A 21,167-nucleotide genomic window follows, 5' to 3' on the forward strand; every position below is an offset into this window, starting at 1 on the left:
GCGTCGCTCCTCGCCCAGCGCCATGCGTACCGCACGAATTCGCAGGCCTCGCCGCCAACCCCCGGCCTTGCGAGCAATACGGTGACGCGTAGCTTGGATCACCCATAGGGTCCACTCATCGTTGGCCGGGGAGCGGTAGTCATGGGTCTGGTGCTGACCCAGGGCGGCCATCCTTCTCAAGGGCAGGGGACGACGGGGCCGCATCTTCCGGTGATCATCGCGCGGTGTCCGTGCCTCGCTTTACCAGGAACAGGTAACCTGACGCAGCCGTTGACCATGGACCGGGATGCCCACCCTGCTGGCGACGGCGGGATGATGCTTCCGTGACTGTCACCCAGACTATCGATGAGATTCAGGCGATTCTGGATCGCCTTCAGGGCGGGGAGATCGCAACACTCCAAGTGCTCGGGATCAACTCGCTCAAGTCGACCGCACCCCTCCTGCAGGCCATCGTTGGCGACGCGATCGAGAGCACGTCGGTCGAAAACCGGGTCGTCGCCATCACCACCACCCGCTACGCCATCGTCTTTGACCTTCAGCGGACGGGCAAGTTGGTCTGGTTGGACGGGGTTCAGCCGTTCCTGATGGTTGCAGGTTCCATGCGCCCCACGGCGCGTCTCCTGCTCGCTAGTGGGCAGGGGGTCGACCTGACCGAACCGGCCAAGACGAAGCGCATCACCGTGACCTTAACGACTCGTGTGTGAGGCGGCGATCAAGCGCAGATGCCCAGTGCATCGGACCCTCTCGAGCAGCTACTCTGAGCCTGGAGGGTTTCGCGTCGACGCACGGAGGATCATGAGCCGACAACATCACCCAGTTGACGACCTCGTGGTTCCCTCGAACTTCATCCGGGCGGTCCGCGAGTCTGGGTATCTGAGCTTGTCCACAGCTCTCGCCGAACTGGTCGACAACTCCTTGCAGGCGGGGGCGACGAACATCGCCATCACCATCGAGTGGCCCAGCGATGCTCTGCCGGAGATTGTCGTCGAGGACAACGGCATGGGAATGTCCAAGGGCGAACTGGAGGCTTGCCTGCGGTTCGGGGGCTCGTCACGGTTCGACGCCCGGCAGTCGTTTGGTCGGTTCGGGATGGGGCTACCCGCAGCCAGTCTCAGTCAGGCGCGGCGCGTCGAGGTGACGACTTGGCGCGGTAGTGGAGCGGAGTACTGCGTCGCGCTCGACGTCGACGCGGTTGCTGCGGGAGCCAGCCCGAACCTAACCGCTAGGCGTGGGTCATCCACGAGCAACGGTGCGTCAGGCTGCCGCGTTCGTTGGTCGCAGTGTGATCGGATTGAGTACCGTCGGCTGGGGTGGCTGGAGCGCTCCCTGCACCGTGCATTGGGACGGATCTACAGGCGGTTTCTCGCTTCCGGTACAGCTATGACGATCAATGGATCCCAGGTGGACCCGGTAGACCCGATGCTGCTGAGCACAAAGGTCGAGCGTGCAACCGCGCGGCTCGAGTTTCAGCCGCTTGAGTTCGAGTTAGAGACAGGAACCGGCGAGACGTCCGCTGTGACCGTGCGGTTTGCGATGCTGCCCGTCCATCGATGGCATGGTCTGGACAACGCGACCAAGCGCCGAATCGGCATTGTTGGTCAAGGTGGCGTTTCAATTCTTCGGGCCGGGCGTGAGATCGCGAGCGGCTGGCATCTCATGGGCGCGAAGCGTAAGGAAAACTATGACGACTGGTGGCGCTGCGAAATCGAGTTTGAGCCGATGCTCGACGAGCACTTCGGCATCACGATCAATAAACAAGGGGTCCGCCCGTCGGCCGCACTGCGCGAGGCGGTTGAGCCGGAACTCGAGTCCATCGCGCGCCTGCTAAACGCCCGTGTTCGTCAGGCATTTGAGGAAGTTAAATTCCAGACGGCAGCTCAGGCTTCCTGTCGGATCGCCGCCGCTGCGGATCGCGATCTCCCCGTCATCGTTTCCGGGCGCCAAGGGGGTGCGCTGAACTATAGAATCGGGTCAGAGCCAATGCCCGTGGAGTCGATGTTTCGTTCGACCCTCACGCAGCGGATGCTCGACCTCACGCTCAACGTCGACCATCCGGCTTTTGCTGCACTGTTTCGGCCTCTTCAATCCATCGAAAGCGAAGCCGCCACGGAGCTTCGGACCTCCCTAGAACTCTTCTTGCTCTCCTTTGCGCGAAGCGCTGCTCAGATGGAGCGGTCTGGCCAGCACTTCGACGACCTGCTCCAAATCTGGAGTAGCAACTACGGACGGATGCTGCGGAAGTCATGACCGACGACGTAAAGTACCTGCCGCTTGTTCTTCCGCTGGGCGCTTCCCGGAAGGAGAGGCAGGGATTCAGCCGACTCTGCCGGCTGCTGGCTGCGACTAATCTTGATCCAGGCGCTCCACTTGAGCACGCCTATTGGCTTAAAGCCGCCGAACTGGGCGACCTTTATAACCAGCCACGGCTCGCTGCAGCTGCGCACACGATCATCGATCTCGTGGACCAGGGCTGGACCATCGACGTCGACAAGTTAGGTCCGTTGGTGTGCCCGCCGCAGACCCATACCGAGCGCGAGACGGAGAAGGCACGCGTCCGGCGACAAGAACACCTTCGGCGCGACGCGCAACTTCGCCAGCCAAGCGTGCGGCGCTTCGTCGAGAGTATGGAGCGCACGCATCAACGCGGTGACCGACTCATCTCAATCTTTAACCTCATGCGCGACGGCCGCGAACTCGCGGCCTCTCTGGAGGCCAGCCCGGATGTGACAGACGCGATCCGGCCTTACGTGCAGATCGTGAACTCTGCCGCGACGTGTGAGCTGACCGGCTTCAAGCTGCACGACATCTGGCGCTACTTTCGCCACACGTGGTCCAACGCCTACTCGACGATCCCTGGCCGCTCGATGCCAATCCTGATCCGTGACGCGGCGACCGAGTATCACGCAGTGATCGGACTTGCGGCGATCTCCAGCCCTGTCGTTCAGATTGCGGAACGCGATTCCTGGATGGGATGGGACACCAAACAGGTCCTCGCCACTATCGAGAAAGCCCCCACAGACCGCCTAGCCCGCTGGCTGGCGCGACGGATTGAAGTACAGCAGGATGGGATTTACGTTGAGGATCTCTTGCGGGATGCCATTCTGCAACCGGATGACCTGAAGCGTCCAACGAATGACGTGATCGCTCGACTGCGCGCCGATGCCGAGCGACACCGCGCCAAGCATCACCGCGGCGGACCTATCCGAGAAGTGCGCAACATCGAGACGGATGCGTGGGTCGAACGAGCCGAAACCCATCTATTCCGCTCGAAGCGCTCAGCTCTGCTTGCTGAAACGCTGGAAATTAGGAACATTCTAGGAACCCACTTCGCCCCGAAGCCAACAGCCGCTCGCCTTCGGCGAGCACTGGATGACTCAAGAGCGAGGACGCAGATTGGGCGCCTCGTTCGGCGGGCTCGAGGCGAGCGCGTCGGGACCGTCATCGCCGACTTGACCATCTGTGGCGCGGTCGCACCCTATAACGCCTTGGCCGCCGGCAAGCTGGTCGGAGCTCTGGCTGTCTCACCCACGGTGCTCGCGGCATACAAGGCCAAGTACCGCCGACCGAGCGAGATCGCCTCGGCGATGGCTGGACGGCCGATCACGCGTGAGGCTCGGCTATCGCTCGTCACTACAACCTCGCTCTACGGGACAGGGTCGAGCCAGTACAACCGCCTATTCTGGCCGACCAGCGTGATGGGTGGCTCCGAGCACGCGCGCATGGGGTTTAATGAGCTAGGGCGCTCACGGTCGTTCGGCACGTCGCACTTTTCTGACGAGACTGTAGAGGCAATGGTCCGCCTTTCAGAACACACCGGCGCGCGCGTCCGAGTGAATAGTTTATTCGGTGAGGGCGTCAGTCCTCGGCTCCGCAAGGTACGCCTCGGTCTTGCTGCTCTCGGATGGCCAACCAATGAGTTACTTAAACACGGACGTGAGCGGATCTTGTACGGCGTTCCGCTCGTCGCCAACGTGCGGGACTACTCCCTTGGAATCGACAAGGAACCTGCGTACTTGGTCGATCCTGAGCCAAACGACGAAGGACAGGCGGTGGCACAGTGGTGGTTCGAACGTTGGGGACGGAACCGTGCCGCGCAGGATCGTGTCCGGGAGTCAATGCAACAGCACCGGCTGGTCCGTCCGATTCGTCACGGCGCGCGGGTGCCACTTTCCACAGACGACGAGTTGCTGCCTGTGGCCTTTCAAGGATATGCGATCGCACGCCAAGCCTAGCGCTCGACGAGCGAGGTAGGCGTGGGCGGACCGAACCAGTATTGTCGGCGGTGCGAGGCGTCGTACCGCCGCACCTGGTAATGGTACAAGCCGACCCGGTTTTGGTGGTCTGGAAGCACTCCTCGATCGCCCACCGGGTCCCGGTGATCCGGATCAGGTCCTCGTCCTGGGTGCCCGCGGGGGCCGGAGCACAGGTAGTAGGCCAGGTCGGTGGGGTGCGTCGGATCAGCAGTCAGTGGCCTTATCCGTCGACGGCGTCGGGCACGTAGGCCGCATGTCGCCGTACGAGTGAACGTGCCCAGGTAGTACGGATGAATGCGGCCAAATTCCGGCCCCAGACCCAGGCCCGGCCGGGCGCACGTTCTCACTGTCAGGCGGTAGAGGGAACCCGCACCACTACCGCGCCGCTTTCGCTCCTCGCCGCTGCGGTGCGGGTCGGCTTGGTCTCGACCAACTTCCGGCAGCGCTCGCGGGAGACCTGTGTATGGTCCTGGGCGCCGGATGAGCGCAAGCTTTGACCCCTTGCCAGGTTGCGACGGCAGGACAAGCAACAACCCGCCGTTGTCACCGAGGCGCTCGCCCACGTAGGCGAGCAGGTCATCGCGGCCCGCGTCCGGGTCCCACGCTGACCGGTTGAGCAGCCGCCGCATTCGACCCAGCGTCACATCGCTGGCCGCCGCGGCCAAGGGTCCAACCGTTCTTGCTCGCCAGCGGTGACAATGACCCAACCAAGGGTAGGTCAGCGCCTGCTGGCGCGGCTCCGTACGCCCAAACCGGTGCGCGAACCGCGCCAGCAAGTCATCCAGACCCGCCCGCCACCCCACGACCTCATCGATCAACACAAGCGCGACTCGTCCGCCCCCGAATTACCGAGACAGGCAAAACTGCGATCACCCAACCCATCGCACATGAGCATTGTCACGCGCAGATGCGCAGCCTGCGTTGCGCAGGCGTCGATCATGCCAAGGAGCTGCCGCAGCTACAGATCAGGCAAGTTTAGCTGCGGCATTAGACTCAGAGGAGCCATTTCAGCACCTGCTGACTCGCGACGGGCAGGTTGTGCATGACGATCATATCATCGACTGGGTGTACCGGCACCGTGCCCAGTTCTTTAGCCTCCCACAGTTCTTGGTTGGGCGGAACGTCGCGGGTCAACGGGCTTTGGATGTAGAAGATGCGATCGTTTCCATGAGCGCGAGCCAGGATCGGCGCGGTGATCGTTCCAATACCGTCGATCTCGACAGGTTCGTTCTTCCTGAACTCGATTTCTCCGATATCCCGGCTCTGCAGGTCGGCCAGAAGCTTGTCGATCGACTGGTTTACCCGCACGTCGTCAAGTGCCGGCATCGTGCCGTTCAGGACGTACTTCAGCAAGGCCGCGCCAATTCTTCGGTCGAGCAGGCCGTGCTCGAATCGGTTGCGGAAGCTCCGCAGACACCGATAGCAGGACGCGTCACAGTCCGCTGGGCACTTCTCCAAACGATCGAGTGCCTTCTCGAAGATCGATCGGCCGTATCCGTGGACTCGGCGGGTGAACCCAGCACCGCCCGCCAAGGTGTCGTAGAGATAGATTTCAGCCTCGAGGCCGTCGTTGCCGGCTTTAGTTAGCGCAGGACGCCATTCAGCTTGAAGCTCAGTAGCATCGACATCGAGTTCACCGGTTGCCGCAAGCGTTAGGGCTTCAGCAATCGTTCGCAGCGCTACTTGGGTCGACAGCAGTTCTGGTCGCAGAGTAATCGGCTGCTTGACCTGGAGCCGAACCAGCAGCACGTCGGAGATGAAATCGGTGCCAAGAACCAGGCCGCGCGATGATGCCGACCCCTGACAGTCCGGCTCGCGCTCGTCCGGATATGGCTTGGGATGAGTACCAACCACGATGCCGGTCGCGCCCTTCGTGGGCTCGATTATGCCGCAACGAGTGCAGTAGCTGTAGCCCTCGCTTTTCGGCCCAGTATTGGTGACCAAGAGAGTATCGCGACGGTAGGTCTGCTCGAGGCGATCCGTGACTTGGTCCCAGGCGTCCTCCTCCTCTGGCCCCTCCGCGACCAATTTGGCCCTTGTTGCGTAACTGTTTGCCGGTGCGTCGTCTGGGCTCGTGCCGGGCTCTTCGCTCGCACGGTGAGCAAATCCAGGGGGACGCATCCAGTTCATCGCCTTGCCAAACTTGCCTGCAGCACCGCAGGCCGGACAATCACGTTCTTCACCGCGTTCCGCTTGGTCATACGGGAAGTGCTTTGCGTAATGGCAGACTTGGCACTCAAAGTAGAGCCAGCGGTCACGCCACGCCTGAAAAAGGTCCTTACGGATGGGCGCATATATTGCGCCCGAAGTCCACTCCTTGTTGTCGATCCACACAACCTTGCCCGGGGCGTATTGGCTGAGCGCGATCGGCAATCCCTGGCTGGGTTCGTAGCGGAACACTGTGTGGAACGGCTCTGACTTGTCCCGGTCGAAGACATGGAATGAGACCACGTCCGTGGGAAAGGCATACCGCGGCAGCACCCCTTTGTAGAGCAGTCGATCGAGCAGGTTTTTCTGGCTGCGCTGTTCGGTCGGCATTACCGACTCGTCTTCGGCGGGGCCACCATCTTCGGCCGCCTGTTCCGCTGGTGCTGCGTCTCCGGCTTCGGCCCGCGCTAGGCTGCCATCGGCCTCAAGGTTGAGAGCCGCGTCGATATCTTCAAGTGTCCTGGTGACCAGGCCATCGAGGACAGCTTCGCGGTCAGTCGGCATCAGTTCGGACGGTAGCCAAGAGTCGACGTCGCGGCGCAGGACCGCTTCATGCTGCTTCAACCAATCCTCGAAATCAGTGCGGTTGAGCGGCGAGGTTGTCCCGGCGAACCCGCGCACCGTGCCCAGCACCTCGAACAATTGCGGTTGATCCTCGGGATCGATGGTGGGTAGTCGATCTTGGTTGTAGCGCTGCAGTAGATAGGCAGTGACGTGGCGCCGCGCAATCTCATCGTTGTCTAGTGTCAGGACTGGGTCGTCGACCTGTCCGCGGATCATAAGGGCGGGGTTGCGAAAATAGTGATCGTCGTGGGTGTCGGCGCTGCCGAACGCGATCACCGTTGCCACCGCGTTCCCGCGACGTCCCGCGCGGCCAGCGCGCTGCTGATAGTTGGCACGTGAGGGCGGCATGTTCCGCAGCGCGACGCCGGAAAGGTTGCCGATGTCGATGCCGACCTCCATTGTGGTCGTACATGACAGCACGTCGATGGCGGCCCGCTCCGGCTCGCCCGGTCGAGGTAGGCCTACGTTCACGTCCTGGAACAACAACTCGTACTCCTCGGCACGTGAAAAAACAGCGTCGGAATGCGAAGCGTTAAGCTGGGCGGTGTGCTCGGCAGCGATGATGCTCATGGGTGGATCGGGCGGCGTCTGCAGGGCGCGCGAGGTGCTGGCCCGATAGTAGCCCTTGCGCGCCTGGAAGACTCCGTCAGTCTCTGGGTCGAGAGTGCGAACTTTGTTGGTGCCGCAATTGATGCATTTTTCCGATCCGGGAAATGGGCGCTGTGTGAACCGGCAGCGTTCGCAGTATCCCCACTGGCCGCCAGTCTCGAGTGCGACGTTGCCAGCAAGCAAACGGAACTTCTGACCGGTGCGCTCGCAGAATCTGCTCTGAAGAGTCGGGAGCCAGCTCTGCTTGAACGTCTTTTTTGATGCGGGCGTGCCAAGCCAACGCTCGATCGCCTGGAAGCTTCCCGAGTGCGGTTTGACTCCGCCCTTCTGGCGCCACCATTCCTCGGTCATCGATGGGAACCAGATGCCGCGGGCGGGAGTGCCCCACTGCGCTAACCACATCCGCAGCAGAGCAAGCCTCTCGTCCTCGGTGGCCGCGATGCCGTCGATACGCGGAAGTTCTGCGAGCAAGTCACCGGTTAGGCTCGCCTTCTCTCGCAGTGATGCTAGCCCGAGCGATGTTAGACCGTAGTACTTATCGGTAAGGGTTGCGTATATAGCGCGTAGCAAGGCCTGCGGTGGAACTGTCGTCAGCATAAGAAGTTCCAACGTCGCAGGGAGGTTACCGGTCAGGGCACCCTTATCGATGGCCTTGCCGACATCTTTGAGGACGTGGAGTGACTCAGCCTGTCGGAGCTCGGGTCGCAGCCGAACTTTGAGCTCCTTGGCGCCGGCCAGCACGGCGAGGTAGAGCCGTTCCAGGCTCAACTGCGGCCCGATGCCCGGCTGTGCTGCGAGGTCAGTCCACCCTCGAAGAATTAACGGACGAATGACGTCCCGCATAGAGTAAGCCTGCAAATTCGGTGCCAACCGTGCTGCAACCTGGCGCGAGTCGGAGAACGCTAGTACTTTGCGACCGCGCAAGGGCGCGAAATCAGTGTATGGCGCGCTCGGGGGCTGCACCTCGATCTGCCGGGCGACGAGGGCCTGGAAAGGCTGGTCGCCTTTGGTCTGATGGTCCTGGACGGACGAGCGGCCGAAACCGGCAAGTTGGCCACAGACGCCGCAGGGTTTGAACTCTCCGTTCGCCTCAGCCTGGTCATCACCGTCGTCATCGCCGTCGTCGCTCGTCACGGTCTCGCCGCTCCGCAGCTTTGGGATAAACACGACTCGCCCGCGAGTCGGAGCCTTCGACGGGTTAAGGCAGCCCGTCACGAGGTCTATCTCGGCGACTTGCACCTGACCGGCAGTGGGCTCCTCGAGGAGTAGATCGAGTGCGAATAGCTCCGGGATCGAGCCGGCGGTGCTGTGGAATGCGCCCCCTTGCTCGTGCCAAAGGAACGATGGGTCCGCCAAGTCGTCGGTGTAACCGCGGGCATACGCTGAGCCACAGTGGCGGCATGTGTAGAACTCGAATACCCGAGCGCCGCAGTCGCAAGTCGCTCGAGGCTGAGCGTAAAGCTTCCCGATCGGCCCCAACCCGGGCGGCGGCAAGGTACCTCGGTTGACGGCGCCGCACTCAGAGTCGAGGCACGCCCATAGTCCGGGAAGCCCACGGAAGAAGGCGTGAATACGGCAAGGGAGCAGGCCTGGCTCATCAGCTGTTCGTCTCGCGGCACTTCCTAGGGCGACGAGCGTCGTCACAGCTTGGTCGGCGACGGAGGGCTTGACACCAGGGAAGATCGCCTGACCAAGCTCGCTTACCGGCTGCGCCTTCTGCATGGTCTCGTTGACAAGGAGGCTCATCGGTCCAAACGATGCAAGCGTTTCGTCGAGTAGCGCACCGATGCCGCGATCATCGTCGTGAACTCCCCGATACGTCAGCAGATCAGTGATTGCCTCGGTACGGTCTGCATCGGTCTCGCCGTTATAGAAGTCCTCGAGCGGAACGGCTGCGAGCGTTATCGCATCCGTATCGGTGCCAGTGCTGGCGCCAGCCCGGAGGGCCCACTTGCTAGTAACGGTGCGGAAGTCGCTCACGTCCTTGCCGGCGAGCTGGGCCGCGAAGTCGCGGGCGTAGTCAGGACTCGTAAAGCTAGCACTGGTACAGATTACCTGGAGCCGCTCTGGTGGAATTCCTAGCCGAGAGCGGAGCCGACGCAATAGCAGAGCAACCTCTGCCCCTGCTGCCCCACGGTAGAGGTGCGCCTCGTCTACGATCAGAAGGAACTTCTCGTCCGGGTTCTTGCCCAGCCACTGGCGTGTGGCATCGAAGATGGGCCGTTCGAGCGGCCGCATCAACATGTACTCGAGCATCGAGTAGTTGGTGATGAGAGCGTCCGGCGGCGCGGTAATCACCTCATGGCGCGTCAGCAACTCCGGGTCGTCGGCCTGCGTGACCGCCCGGAGGAAGTTTCCATGCGTGTCCTGCCAGCGGGAGCCCTTGGGGCCGTACCAGGCCTTGAGGTCCGGCTTGGCCGGCCATTTGCCCCTCGCTTCGAGCTTCCCCCTAAGCGCCCTTGCTTGCTGATGCCAGGGTGATGTCGGGTCGTCGGCCTGGTCGATAAGGGACACATAGAATTCTTCGATTGAGTTGAGGCGCTGCTGATCCTTCTTCGCCGTGCGGACGCCCGGGTACAGAGTGCGGCTGGTGTAACGCGCGAATCGCGCCGGCCGACCCGCCCACGCGTCGAACTGGGTCGTTACCCGCGGGTCGCCGAGCAGGAGCCGTAGACGACCGAGTTGATCGTTCACCAGCGCGTTCATCGGGTATAGGATCAAGGCGCGGACGGCAGGCGCTTTAAACGATGATGGCCTATGTGCGGCCTCGGCCGCAAACTTAGCCAGCATCGGCAAGAGGAATGACTCAGTCTTGCCGGAGCCGGTACCGGTCGTGATCGCGAGGCTCATGCCGTCGCGCGAGGTCCACTCCAGCGCCTCAGCCTGGTGAGTGTATGGCGGGTCATGGAGCAGCCGATCGAGATTGCCAGCCTTCGTGGTCAGCATGCCGAAGAGTTGGTGTACTGCAGGATCAAGATCCAAATCGGCGAAACGCCGATTCGTCTGGTACCTCGGCGTGCTCTCGATGAAAGGTTCCTTAAACAGTACGCCCTCAGTTTCCAGCAACTGGCGACGCTGCTCGATGATTACGGCGTGACCGACGTGATACGTCGCCTCTATGTAGTCCCTTAGCGCCGTTTGGATCTCAGCGATCGTCTCGGCAATGGTGGGCGCTTCAGACCCCACTTGTTTCCTCCTCTTGAGCCATCCACAGCATGTCTGCTAGAAATGCCGCAACGTCGCCAGTGGCAGAATGCGGAACTCGATAGGAGAACAAAGCTCCTGGCGTCTTGCCGAGTGATAGGCCAACCAACTGCATGTAACGCTCGGCGAATCCTGGCAACGGCGAGAAGAAGTCGAAGATGGCGTCAGGGGTGGCGCCTCGCCGAATTCGGAATAGCTGTCGGACGCCGGCTAGCGCATCGGCGGCGGCTTGGTACCGCCACGCTTCGTCGCGTCCGGAAGCGAGAGGATCGTCAACTGGCAGTTCGATGAGGCGCTGAGCGACACCCGCCTGGAGGCGAAGCAGGCACCACAGGTCGGCGCCATAGGCCTGTGGCCGGCGCGCGATGAAATCGTGTGCGTCAGAGGGCGCTGGCGACCGCCAGCGACCCCGGTAGTAGCGGACGGACGACGACGGATCAAGTATCGAAAGGCCATCGAGCTGGCCGGATTGGCCTGCGGCGTCGAGGCGCGCGCGGTACCGGCCGACCAATTCCGCTGGCGGTTCCGATGCCGGACTAGCCACCCAGCGGTCCTTCGGAAGGGACTGAAGTCCGAGCGTCGCGAGTCTCGGTCTAGCATTCGAAGGATCGAGTTTCAAGACACGTGTGTGGTTCTCGTAGTCGATGTTGAGCGCGAGTTCGTCCTCGATAAGCGGTGCACCGTACGGCCGGATGCCCATAAGCAGGTAAGTGCCGGGTACGCGCTCGATGTACGACGGAGGCGCTAGGTAGAGCAGCCGCGTCGATCTGCCACTGTCACGCCGCAGCTCAAGCAGATCACCGGATGCCACCAATAATTCAAGAACGTCAACCACATCGTCGCGGCCAAGCTCGCAGGCACTCACTGGGCGGATCGCGTCAAGTACGGCGTCGATCAGGCGGCTGGGACTCGTTGGACACATGAAAGACGCGGCTCGGCGCAGCGATGCCGCTACTCCCTCGCGCGACCCAAGATCGACGCTCTCTGCGTCCATTCTTAGCGTCGCAATAGCGATGCGCGACGCTTCATCAGGAGACAATCTGGTGAGTTTCACTAATACTCCCACCGCACACCAGCGGCGTCGCTAAGCGCGTGAGTTCCGAGTACGGCGAAGCGTGCTGCTCGGTAGAGTATCGGCGACTTGAGCACGCACTCGAGAATGAACTCTGCCTCCGATGTTTCCCACTCCGTTATGTAACCTGGGCGACCTGCGAGCATGAGAAGAAGACGGGGCGTTGTTGGCCGTCCGGCGATGCCGTAGCCGTCGAGATGTGGCATGATGACCTGTTCGAAGCCGGACAGTAAACTATTGGGCGTGAGCCATTTGTAAAGGTTTAGGGCAATGGTAGAAGCGATCGCCTTTTGCGGGCCGCTGACGCCGACGGCGTCCTGCATGGCTTGGAGGTGGTCGGCAGGTTCGCTAGCCGCGGCGATTCGCCACTCTAGCCGAGCCCAGTAGCCGCCGCCGATAGCGGCGCCAATCGATCGGGCGATCGCGTCCCCGACCATCTGCTGCTCGTACGCCGCGAAGATATCCGCCGGGAGATCAGCGTTTAGCCACCGTTGGTGTGCTCGGGCGAGGTGAAGGATCGCATTAGCTGACCGTGTAGGAGACGGAATTGCCGGTTGCGCAGGAGGTAGCCGAAGGACCGCGTTAGGATTCGTCGGCAGGACGATAGCGGCGGCCACATCACCCGACCTTGCGATCGCTAGGCCACCTCGGGCGGGAACGCCGAACGGTTCAGCAGGCGCCTTGGGAATGGGGACCAGCGGCGCCTCGATGTCGAAGACCTCGACCGTGGTGCCTCCCCCGTCGGTGCGGTCGATCAGGCTCGCAACGACCTGACCATCGTGCGACCGCGCGAAGCGCCAACGAAGTGCCTGGAAACCGCGTTCGCAGGTTAACGTCGCAAACCCGATTCCGTCTCGCCGCACAGTGACGACGCATGACTCGGACTGGTCGTATGCATTCCTGAAGCGTCGGTCAGTTCGGATTGCCTTCGCCGTCGCCTTCCACGAGGCCTCATCGACAGGTAGGCGAACCGACCGCTTCAGTTCGGCCACGGCTCTGTCGTCACTGCCGCGTAGCGTTATGAGCAATTCTGCACTGCTCCCGGACGGCCCGTCGATCGTGACAGTTGCGCGATCATCCCAAAGTTCACTCAACGTTGGGCGGGCGGGAGCGGTTAGCATGCGGATACCCTCACCCACTGAAGCAACTTCGGGACGTACCTGCGGATCACGGATCGTAACTTCGAGCGAGCCTGCGGCGAGTTTCCGGCCGCCCTCGCCAAGCAGCACGACGCTGAGATCATGAGTGCCAACACTCAGGTTGTGTAGAGAAAACAGTAGTTCCAATTCACCGAGCGCCCAGTCGAGGAAGTAGGTGACGCCGTCGACAGTCACCCGGCAACGCTGCGGAAGTAGATCAGACCTGACACCGAGCATGGCCGGCTCGCCCGCGAGCCACTCGACCTCGCCGTCCCCAGTCCAAGCGCTCGCAACGACCCCTACCGGGCGGATGTCGACGTGTGACGCGACGGTGATACCGCTGGCATTTAGCGCAATCGCGTCAGACTCATTGATTTGCTCGGGAATCGATAGCTCGTACGCGTTGACCCCCTGCACGTCGATTGCGACCTGTGCACACCACGGGACGACGGGCGGCGTTGCGGCCTGAAGCATGACCAGAACATACCGGTGACCAGGACGTACGAATTTACCCTTGACCTCAAGCGCGACACCGCCGCTCTGGCGGCGAAATAGCCAGTACGGTCCGCTGGTGATGACGCACTGATCAGCCAACAATAGATTGGTCTTCTCGTCGCCACGCTCCAGCTGAAGGAATGGCCGGTCGGGCTGCGGCCACCTGGCGAGCCTGACGTCCTGACCGCTGTAAAGCAGGGCGCTCGGCGGTACAGCCCGGGCTGCCCCGTTTACGGTGCCCCGCGATGATCGGAGTTGCTCGTACACAGCCGGCAGTCCGGCGCCAAGAGAGGTCAGGTCGGGCAACTCCGCATAGGCGGTCCAAGCAGCCTCGAGCCGCAGAAACAGGAGCGGATCAGTCGCTCGCGAGACGACTTTGGTTCTAGTCTGCCCGGTCGTGTCGGCCCTTTGTCGCTGGAAGCCACGCACGCAGCTCGCACTTCTCTGAGCCGACTTAAGCCAATGACGGGCTTGCCGCTCTTCGGACAAGCTATCGACAATCCGCTTCAATGTCGACGGCAGTAGGTAGGGCGTTTGCTCCTCATCGCCTGACAGCAGCGCAGCGGCGACTTGGCCGACGAGGGTTCTATTCTCGCAGAAGATCCTGAACCTCTCCGTGTAGTTTGAGGCCCGACGAGCCAACCGTGCGCCGAGGTTGGCCGGATCATCCAGCAAATCAGATGTGAGTGCGTCCCTAAATTCAAACAACAACTGGGCGAGCTGGCGTTGCAAGTAGGTCGGCAAGACCGCGTGGGTGATTGGCCAAGCGATAATCGTGAAGTTGGACGCAAAGGCCCCGGTTGGCACAGCGCCGCCATAGTCGGTCCCGAACTTCTGGAAGCAGGTTTTCAGCCATGGGCGTTGGTCACCGCGCCATCCTGGGGTCGACCGTTCGAAGCTTGGCCAGTACTCATCGCCGACGTAGCGGTATCCAGATTCGGCAGCGTAGACGACGAACGGTAGCCACCATTGGCGCTGAGCGGCACCCAGGCCCTTCCGTACCTCGAGACGGACGGTGGACGTCAGAAGGTCGAGTTCGTCTCCAGCTAGGTCGTGTTCCAGTGCGAAAACTGGTGAAGTATGCTTGAACTGCCGCCTCGATTGGTGTAACTCTGAAAACTTGGTGTGCAGCGACTCGTGCAAGTATTGCAGTAGCTCCGCGGTGCTACTTGACTCGATGCTGTACATAGCTGCCGCAGCCTCCCTGCAACTCCTCGAACTAACTAAGGGTTAGCAGTGCAGTTATCGCTAAGCTTTCGCTTTCTACTAAGAAATTCATGTCAGCTCGGTCTCTGCGGCGCCTGAAGAAGTTGCGGATCGGATATTTATTAAGTCGTCATCGCGCGTCGGACTGAGTAGTGGGGCAGCGACAGTGGCGAGTTCGGCTAGGAGGAACCGAGCATTGCCATTTCCGGCACCGGTGCGGGTGTCGAAAGAGCATCGCACGCTTCGCGATCCATTGCCGATTTGCACTTTGACGCTAGCAACGAAGCCGTTGCTGAGGAGAGCGGCGATGGCGCCCAAGAAGTCGTCTTGGGCTACGTCAGGTCGTTCAATCGAGGCATAGGTCACGGTGGCATCGCCGTTCGATAGACGTACCTCGGCAACGTCGACTCCCGCGGTGTCTGCTCGCCTCTTGAGTTCTGCAGCTGATACCGTCTGATAAATCGAATTGTTTTCGGGTAGTTCCATCACCGACCGTGGCGCGAAATGTATGCGATAGCGAGGTAAATGTAGCGTGAGAGTGCTCGACGTGATTGACCAGCGTGGCGGGGCACTCGTCGAATGCTCCGAAGCCGCGATCAGGCGACAGGCCTTGGCGGTTAGGCGATGTGCACTGTATTTCAACAGTCGTTGAAGATTTGCGTTGGGTGGAAAGTCGATTAGTTGGCAGAGCCGCGAAGTAGTAAGACTTAGACCAAGGCGGCTCCAGAAGGCGTCGTCCTCAAGGTCAGGCAGTTCAAGAACAAAGCGCAATGCTTCTTCGTCCAAGCTGGCCGTCGCGTCGTTGTCACCGGGAAATTCACTCGGGGGGGCGCCCGAGCCAATCCACAGCGCGTGAAGCAGGCGGTTCAGCTGGGATGCGCGGTGTGAGTCGAGATTGCGTTCACTCGCGTCTAGGGCTGTGCTGGTGGCTTCATAGGCGGCATTGCGTGCCCCGGAGAAGCCGGCCGCAACTTGACTGCTAATCTCACGGGCCCGGCGGGTCGTAATGACCCCACGCCCACCTTGAAGTATCGCGTGAGTGAGCAGCCCTACGACTGGCGCGGCATCGCGTCCTTCGGCGAAAACCTCTAATCCGTATGGATCGGCGACAAGGGTCCGGCTTTCTCGAGTACGTTCATTCAGCGCAGAGGCATCTGCGTCTTCCTGTTCGCGCATTGGAACCAGCGGCATAAGGATAGGTTTATCGCCAGCGAGAAGGTCGACATCACGAAGAAGGTCTTCAATGCGATACGAGGTTCGTAGGAAAACGCGGCGTTTCTCGGTCTGGCCCGGCCAAGATAGAATGAGATCCGGCACGAATGAATGGTTGAAGTGGTCAGTGGTGTCGACCCTCATTCGACTGTCGGCGGCGCGTAGATTGTCCGCAACTGCTGCCTTGATAGCGCCGATCCGTTCCGAGGGACTTTGGCCCACCAGGGCGGCTATGGCGTCACCGAACTGGCTCACATCAGTCCCTTCTCGATACGCGAAGACACGATCAGGGCGCGATCCTGGTCAGATATTAGAAGTTGTTCCTGCTTTTCAGAAAGCACGACTAGCCAGAGGCGATTTTTAAGCTCGTCTATGAGGGAGTTGTCGACGTGTGTCCGGGCTTCGATCTCGTCATCGACGCCGAACAGTCGCCGACGGTTAGCAACACATCCCTTGATGATCGCGTCCGGGTCGCGCAGCTGAGTCCAGGTCTTTATGCGAAACGGGTGCCACGTTAGAAACATGAATTGATTCGCCCAACGGGTATTGTCCCGCCAGGTGAGGTAGCATTTTGCAAGAAAGTCGTCATAGTCGTTGCCGAGGTTGTCGCCTGAGTAGTTCTTGACTTCCGCCATGAATGAATGGTTGTCAAAAGGTTGTCCGTAAAGAAATCCCCCGACATCGAAAGAGTAAGGCTCTTGGCCGGCGTGCGGCCAATGAAACTCGAGTCGGCCGCCGGCTACTTCGTCTTCGTTCGTCCATGACGCACGAGTCCGGGTGGTCGCGTCGAGCCAGCGCTTGGCGCGCTGCGCCCCGTCAGCACCTTTTTTGTGCATCGCTTCGCCGGGCATGGAGGGAGGTTACCGTGCAACAGGGAGCGACCACAGCTATGGTGCTCCACTGATTATGTGCTGGTGCCCAAGTGGCCCCTGCCTGCGCCCTGCGCCGCTACTGCAGAGGCTTAGGTGACGACCGTGGAGGACCAGCAGCAGCCTGATCGCGGCCCTTCCTCAAGTGGCAGATGACGATTGAGGCGCCACGGTTTCAGGACCAGCGCGTCCGGCAGGGCTATGCCGTGTCTGGTTTGTGCCTAACTGTGCAGACGCGCCCTTGCTGGGTTGTTCGGCATGGAATCGGTCGCTCAATGGTCATCGAGGACCCGAGGCGTCGGTTGCCGTCAGAAACGGGTCATGCTCGCGTCGCCTTGACCGATGGGCCGTCAGGGACAGGGCGTAGATCGACCCGCGTCTCTTCTGCGCCATGATGTGGTCGTCGATCTGGTGTTTTGGCTGGAATTTTCGTCGGTACGCGCCGCGCTGACTTCGCCGGGAGGCGCGCAGCCCGCTGAATTCTGCAAGCATCCGCTCCGACTGAGTGTGACCCTGAGTGGCGGCTGAAGCTCCTCGGGCGGCCTGCGGACACCGAACAGCCTGGCGTGGAGTACCAAGTCAGTGCTATTCGGTGTTGGATGGTGCTGGTTGTTGCTCCGACACGAAGTGACTCGTAGTGCGCCGATACTGGTGGACGAGTCCTGCGCGGGGGTCTGGGGAAATCCTGGTGCGAGGGTCAGACCAGCGAGTTTTACCAGCTAAGAAGCCATGCCCTCGTTGTTCACCCAGATCTACGAGGGCACCAACCAGGTGCAGCGGATCGTCATGGCCCGTCAACTCCTCGCCAACGTCGTCTAGGCCCTGCCTCGGGTCCCTGGCCGGCCTGTCCGCGCCTCGGCCTGTCCGCGCCTCGGCCTGTCCGCGCCCCGGCCTGTCCGCGCCTCGGCCTGTCCGCGCCCCGGCCTGTCCGCCCCCGGCCCGTCCACGCCCCGGCCGCCGCGCCCCGACGCGGCGTTCGGGGGCGCTGTCGATCCGTCCCACGACGGTCGCCGGTGCGGCCGGTCATCCGATCGCCGTTCGCAACGCGGCGCCCAGCCCGGCCGTCTCGATCCCGGCGGAGTCCAGCAGGGCCCGGTGCGGGTTGCCGACCGGGGTCGGCTTGCCGACGGCGTAGCCCTGGGCGAAGTCCACCCCGTAGTCGCGCAGCAGGCGCAGGGTGGCCTCGCTCTGGACGAACTCGGCGGCGGTCCGGATCCCCAACCCCCGGCACATGTCGACGAAGGACTGGACGATCACCTGGTCGGGACGGGACTCCTCGATCTTGCTGATGAAGTCGCCGTCGATCTTCACCAGGTCGATCGGGAAGTACTTCAGGTGGGTGAACGTGCCGTATCCGGAGCCGAAGTCGTCCAGGGCCAGCCGACAGCCGATGTCCCGGATTCCGCAGGCGAAGTCGATCGCCTGCGTCAGGTTGCCGATCAGCGCCGTCTCGGTGATCTCGAAGGTGACCTGGGAGGGGTCGATGGCGTGCCGCTTCATGACCTCGTGGACATGCTCCAACAGGTGCGGATCGCCGAGCGACCGGCCCGACACGTTCACCTGGTAGTGCGAGGTTCGTGGTCCGTGGGCGATCAGCTCCATGGTGTGGTCGATGACCCAGCGGTCTATCGGCCAGATCTCGTCGACCCGTTCGGCGACGTCCAGGAACGCCGACGGCGGTACCGGCTGGCCCGTGCCGTCGAGGACGCGGAGCAGGATCTCCTGGCGGGTGATCTGGTTGAGGCTGAGGTCGAGAATCGGCTGGGCGTAGAGCGTGAAACTGTTGCCGGCGACCGCCGCCCGGATTCGGCTCCGGCAGGTCTCCTGCCGGTCCTCGGGACGGGCCGGCTGTCGCAGCACGGTCAGTGGCACCTGCTCCCGCTTGGCCTGTCGCCACGCGCTCTCCGCGTCCACCAGCAGGTCGAAGCCGCTGCTGTCGTCGCCGTCCTGGTACCGGACGAGACCGCCCCAGGCGTCGAGGCGTACCCGTTCCCGGTCCTGGCCGACGACGAACGAGTGACCGCGCAGGCTGTCGATGATGCTCTCCGCGATGGTCGTGGCCGACCTCATCGTGGTGTTCTGCAGCAGCACGCCGAACTCGCCCGGGCCGACGAGCCCGCACACGGCGGTCCGGCGGGCCACGTTCTTCACCACACCGGCTATCGCGGCGGCGAGTCGATCCTGGGTCGCGTGGTCGTGCCCGGAGGTCGGTAGGTTCAGTGGCTCGGCGGCCACCACGAGCAGGGCGCCCGACCCGCCGCGTTGGGTCCGGTCGACCTCGTCGGCGAAGCGGGGGCGGGTCAGCAGGCCGGTGGCCGGGTCGCGGCTGATCAGTTCGGTGCGTGCGGTCTCGCACCGGCGGGCGAGCCGATCCCGCTCCTGGCGGGCCAGCTCCAGGTCGGTCACGTCCTGACCGGTGCCGATGATGCCGTGCGGCCGGTCGAACCGGTCGATCAGGACCTCGATGTAGCAGTGCACGTACCTGGTCGCTCCGTCCGGTCGGACCACCCGGTACGTCGTCTCCTTGACCGTCTGCTCCCGCCACGCCAGGTGGATGGTCCGACGAACGGCCTGTGCGTCCTCGGGATGGACCAGCTCGAAGAGCAGATCGGCGGAGGGCCGGATCGTGCCGGGGGCGCAGCCGAGGATCAGCGACATCTCGTCGGACCAGGAGATCTCTCCGGTGGCGGAGATCCAGGTGATGGTGCCCAACTTCGCCAGCTGGGCCGCGCGGGCGATCCGCGCGGCCTCGTCGGCGTCGGCGTCGGCGTTCAGCGGGTCGTGCGGGTCGACATCCACGACGAGATCCCGCCCGGCCGTCACGGCGTGGGCGTAGGCCTGCTGGATCTGCCGGCTGGCGCGTCGGGCGCGCGCGCGTTCGAGGGGGGTGGGAGCACGTTCGGCCGCGAGTGCCAGGACGTCGTCGAGGTTCACGATGGCCTCCCCGTGGGCTTGTTGAAACCGGCCTGTTCCGCGAGGCGCTGCAGATGCTGACGCGCCTGCTGCTTGTAGGCGCGAACGGTGGTGTGGGCGAGACCCAGCATCCTGGCGATGTCGAGGTCCCGCCAGCCGTCGAAGAAGAGGACGAACACCTCCGCCTGCCGGGGCGGCAGTTGCTGCAGCCACGCGACGAGCAACTCGTCCGCCTCCCGAGGGTCGGTCGGCTGGGTGAGGAACTCGGGAGGCACCTCGTCCAGGTTCGTCGTGGTGGTGCTGGTCCGGGTTCGCCGGCTCTGCTGCCCCTGGAGCTTGTGCCGCGCCGTCTTGAGTACCCAGGCCAGGGGCTTCTCGAAGGTGCGGATCTGCGCCCACTTGGCCCGAGTGGTGATGAATGTCTCCTGGACCGCCTCGTCCACGAGGTCCCGATTGGCGCAGCGGGCCCGCAGGAAGCGCTCGACCCGCAGGAAGTTGTCGTCGCAGAAGGCCGTGAAGGACGCCTCCAGCTCGGCCGGGGTGGGTTCGGGCGAGCGGGTTGCGGCGCGGGCCGCGGCAGAACTGTTCCGGTTCACGCCGCCTCCTCGTCGCTGGTCTGTCGAGGTCCACGTAGCTCCACGACGCGGTGACCGTCACGGTCGCGCTCGTCGACAGTGATGTTCTCGTGGCGACCGCTGACCAGGGTGATCAAGCCCGCCGCCCGGGCCGCTGTCCGTGCGGACAGCTCCCGCTCCGCGTGGAGCCGGGTGCGGTGCCGGAGGTAGGCGCGGACCAGCCCGATCACCGCCCCGGCCACCAGTCCCAGAACCACTGCGGTCGAGCTGTCGGGAACAAGCCCTCGCAATTGATCGATCATCCTCGCCTCACGCATCCGTAGTGGCCTTTCCGCATATAACTCTCTGTGGAAGGGCGGAATGTAGATGGGGATGCTCGTGGAATCTGTGTGCATGATCGACTCATGGCCCTGAGCTGTTACTATTCCACCGTTCGGCCACAATAGAGGGTCCGTTCGGGCGCGTGACGGCGGAAACGCGAATATAGCGCTCTGTAGTCGAGCTGCGGCTGATGGTGCTCGACCGAAAATGGGATTTGCATTGAGCGAAAATCGCGACTCGGTTGATCCCGATGCCTTCCCCGACTCGGGGCGACTACCCGGTCGAGCGGACGCTGCGGGACGCCCGGATCACCCAGATCTACGAGGACACCAACCAGGTGCAGTGGATTTGTCATGGCGCGGCAACTCCTGAAGGGCTGACAGCGCCGGTCAGCCGGCCCGGCGATGCGGTACGCGGTTGTTCGGCGTTGTGCGGGATTGATTGACCGGTGCCGTCGTCAGCGGCGATCAACTTCGCTCTTCCGTAGAAGTTGACGGCGGGACGGCTCTCAACCAACCCCGTCCCGG

Annotated in this window: 11 protein-coding genes and 2 pseudogenes; 4 read left to right on the forward strand and 9 right to left on the reverse strand. The window is 62.7% G+C overall.

Going from position 1 to position 21,167, the window contains the following annotated elements:
* Window positions 1-323: 323 nt before the first annotated feature.
* The 3 genes from ACQP0N_RS05105 (at window position 324) to ACQP0N_RS05115 (ending at window position 4,232) form a co-directional block, all read left to right on the forward strand.
* On the forward strand, window positions 324-704 hold the full coding sequence (locus ACQP0N_RS05105; RefSeq protein WP_433117959.1) for a hypothetical protein: 381 nt from the start codon (window positions 324-326) through the stop codon (window positions 702-704).
* A 91-nt stretch (window positions 705-795) separates the two neighbouring features.
* Window positions 796-2,247, forward strand: coding sequence for an ATP-binding protein (locus tag ACQP0N_RS05110; RefSeq protein WP_355624458.1), 1,452 nt, complete (start codon window positions 796-798; stop codon window positions 2,245-2,247).
* Complete coding sequence (locus ACQP0N_RS05115) at window positions 2,244-4,232, forward strand: Druantia anti-phage system protein DruA (RefSeq protein WP_433117960.1); 1,989 nt, start codon at window positions 2,244-2,246, stop codon at window positions 4,230-4,232. Before ACQP0N_RS05110 ends, ACQP0N_RS05115 begins: the two co-directional genes overlap by 4 nt.
* Before the next feature lie 47 nt (window positions 4,233-4,279).
* On the opposite strand, the pseudogene ACQP0N_RS05120 reads toward ACQP0N_RS05115, so the two are convergent.
* From ACQP0N_RS05120 to ACQP0N_RS05160, 9 genes and pseudogenes are all read right to left on the reverse strand, one after another.
* Window positions 4,280-4,453 (reverse strand): annotated as a pseudogene (locus ACQP0N_RS05120) (IS701 family transposase); the annotation flags it as partial.
* A gap of 793 nt (window positions 4,454-5,246) precedes the next feature.
* The gene (locus ACQP0N_RS05125) at window positions 5,247-10,820 is read right to left on the reverse strand and encodes a DEAD/DEAH box helicase (protein ID WP_433117962.1); all 5,574 of its coding nucleotides are present in this window, start codon (window positions 10,818-10,820) and stop codon (window positions 5,247-5,249) included.
* Window positions 10,810-11,892: a hypothetical protein gene (locus ACQP0N_RS05130; protein ID WP_433117964.1), complete on the reverse strand. Its 1,083-nt coding sequence runs from the start codon at window positions 11,890-11,892 to the stop codon at window positions 10,810-10,812. Before ACQP0N_RS05130 ends, ACQP0N_RS05125 begins: the two co-directional genes overlap by 11 nt.
* Window positions 11,892-14,732 (reverse strand): hypothetical protein, encoded by a 2,841-nt coding sequence (locus ACQP0N_RS05135; RefSeq protein WP_433117965.1) that lies wholly within the window; start codon window positions 14,730-14,732, stop codon window positions 11,892-11,894. Before ACQP0N_RS05135 ends, ACQP0N_RS05130 begins: the two co-directional genes overlap by 1 nt.
* Before the next feature lie 87 nt (window positions 14,733-14,819).
* Window positions 14,820-16,217 carry a hypothetical protein gene (locus ACQP0N_RS05140; RefSeq protein WP_433117967.1) on the reverse strand — a complete coding sequence of 466 codons (1,398 nt, stop codon included), beginning with the start codon at window positions 16,215-16,217 and terminating at the stop codon, window positions 14,820-14,822.
* Entirely contained in the window at window positions 16,214-16,813 is a 600-nt protein-coding gene (locus ACQP0N_RS05145; RefSeq protein ID WP_355624447.1) for a hypothetical protein, read from the reverse strand. The genes ACQP0N_RS05140 and ACQP0N_RS05145 overlap by 4 nt, the downstream gene beginning before the upstream one ends.
* Before the next feature lie 1,041 nt (window positions 16,814-17,854).
* Complete coding sequence (locus tag ACQP0N_RS05150) at window positions 17,855-19,765, reverse strand: EAL domain-containing protein (RefSeq protein WP_433117970.1); 1,911 nt, start codon at window positions 19,763-19,765, stop codon at window positions 17,855-17,857.
* Complete coding sequence (locus tag ACQP0N_RS05155) at window positions 19,762-20,340, reverse strand: RNA polymerase sigma factor (RefSeq protein ID WP_433117972.1); 579 nt, start codon at window positions 20,338-20,340, stop codon at window positions 19,762-19,764. The genes ACQP0N_RS05150 and ACQP0N_RS05155 overlap by 4 nt, the downstream gene beginning before the upstream one ends.
* A complete protein-coding gene (locus ACQP0N_RS05160) occupies window positions 20,337-20,621 on the reverse strand; it encodes a hypothetical protein (RefSeq protein WP_433117974.1) in 285 nt (94 codons plus the stop codon). Before ACQP0N_RS05160 ends, ACQP0N_RS05155 begins: the two co-directional genes overlap by 4 nt.
* A gap of 290 nt (window positions 20,622-20,911) precedes the next feature.
* Between ACQP0N_RS05160 and ACQP0N_RS05165 the strand changes: the two are divergent.
* Window positions 20,912-21,020: pseudogene (locus ACQP0N_RS05165) on the forward strand (acyl-CoA dehydrogenase family protein); the annotation flags it as partial.
* Window positions 21,021-21,167: the final 147 nt, after the last annotated feature.

The sequence above is a fragment of the Micromonospora sp. CA-246542 genome (assembly GCF_050942905.1).
Lineage (GTDB): Bacteria > Actinomycetota > Actinomycetes > Mycobacteriales > Micromonosporaceae > Micromonospora.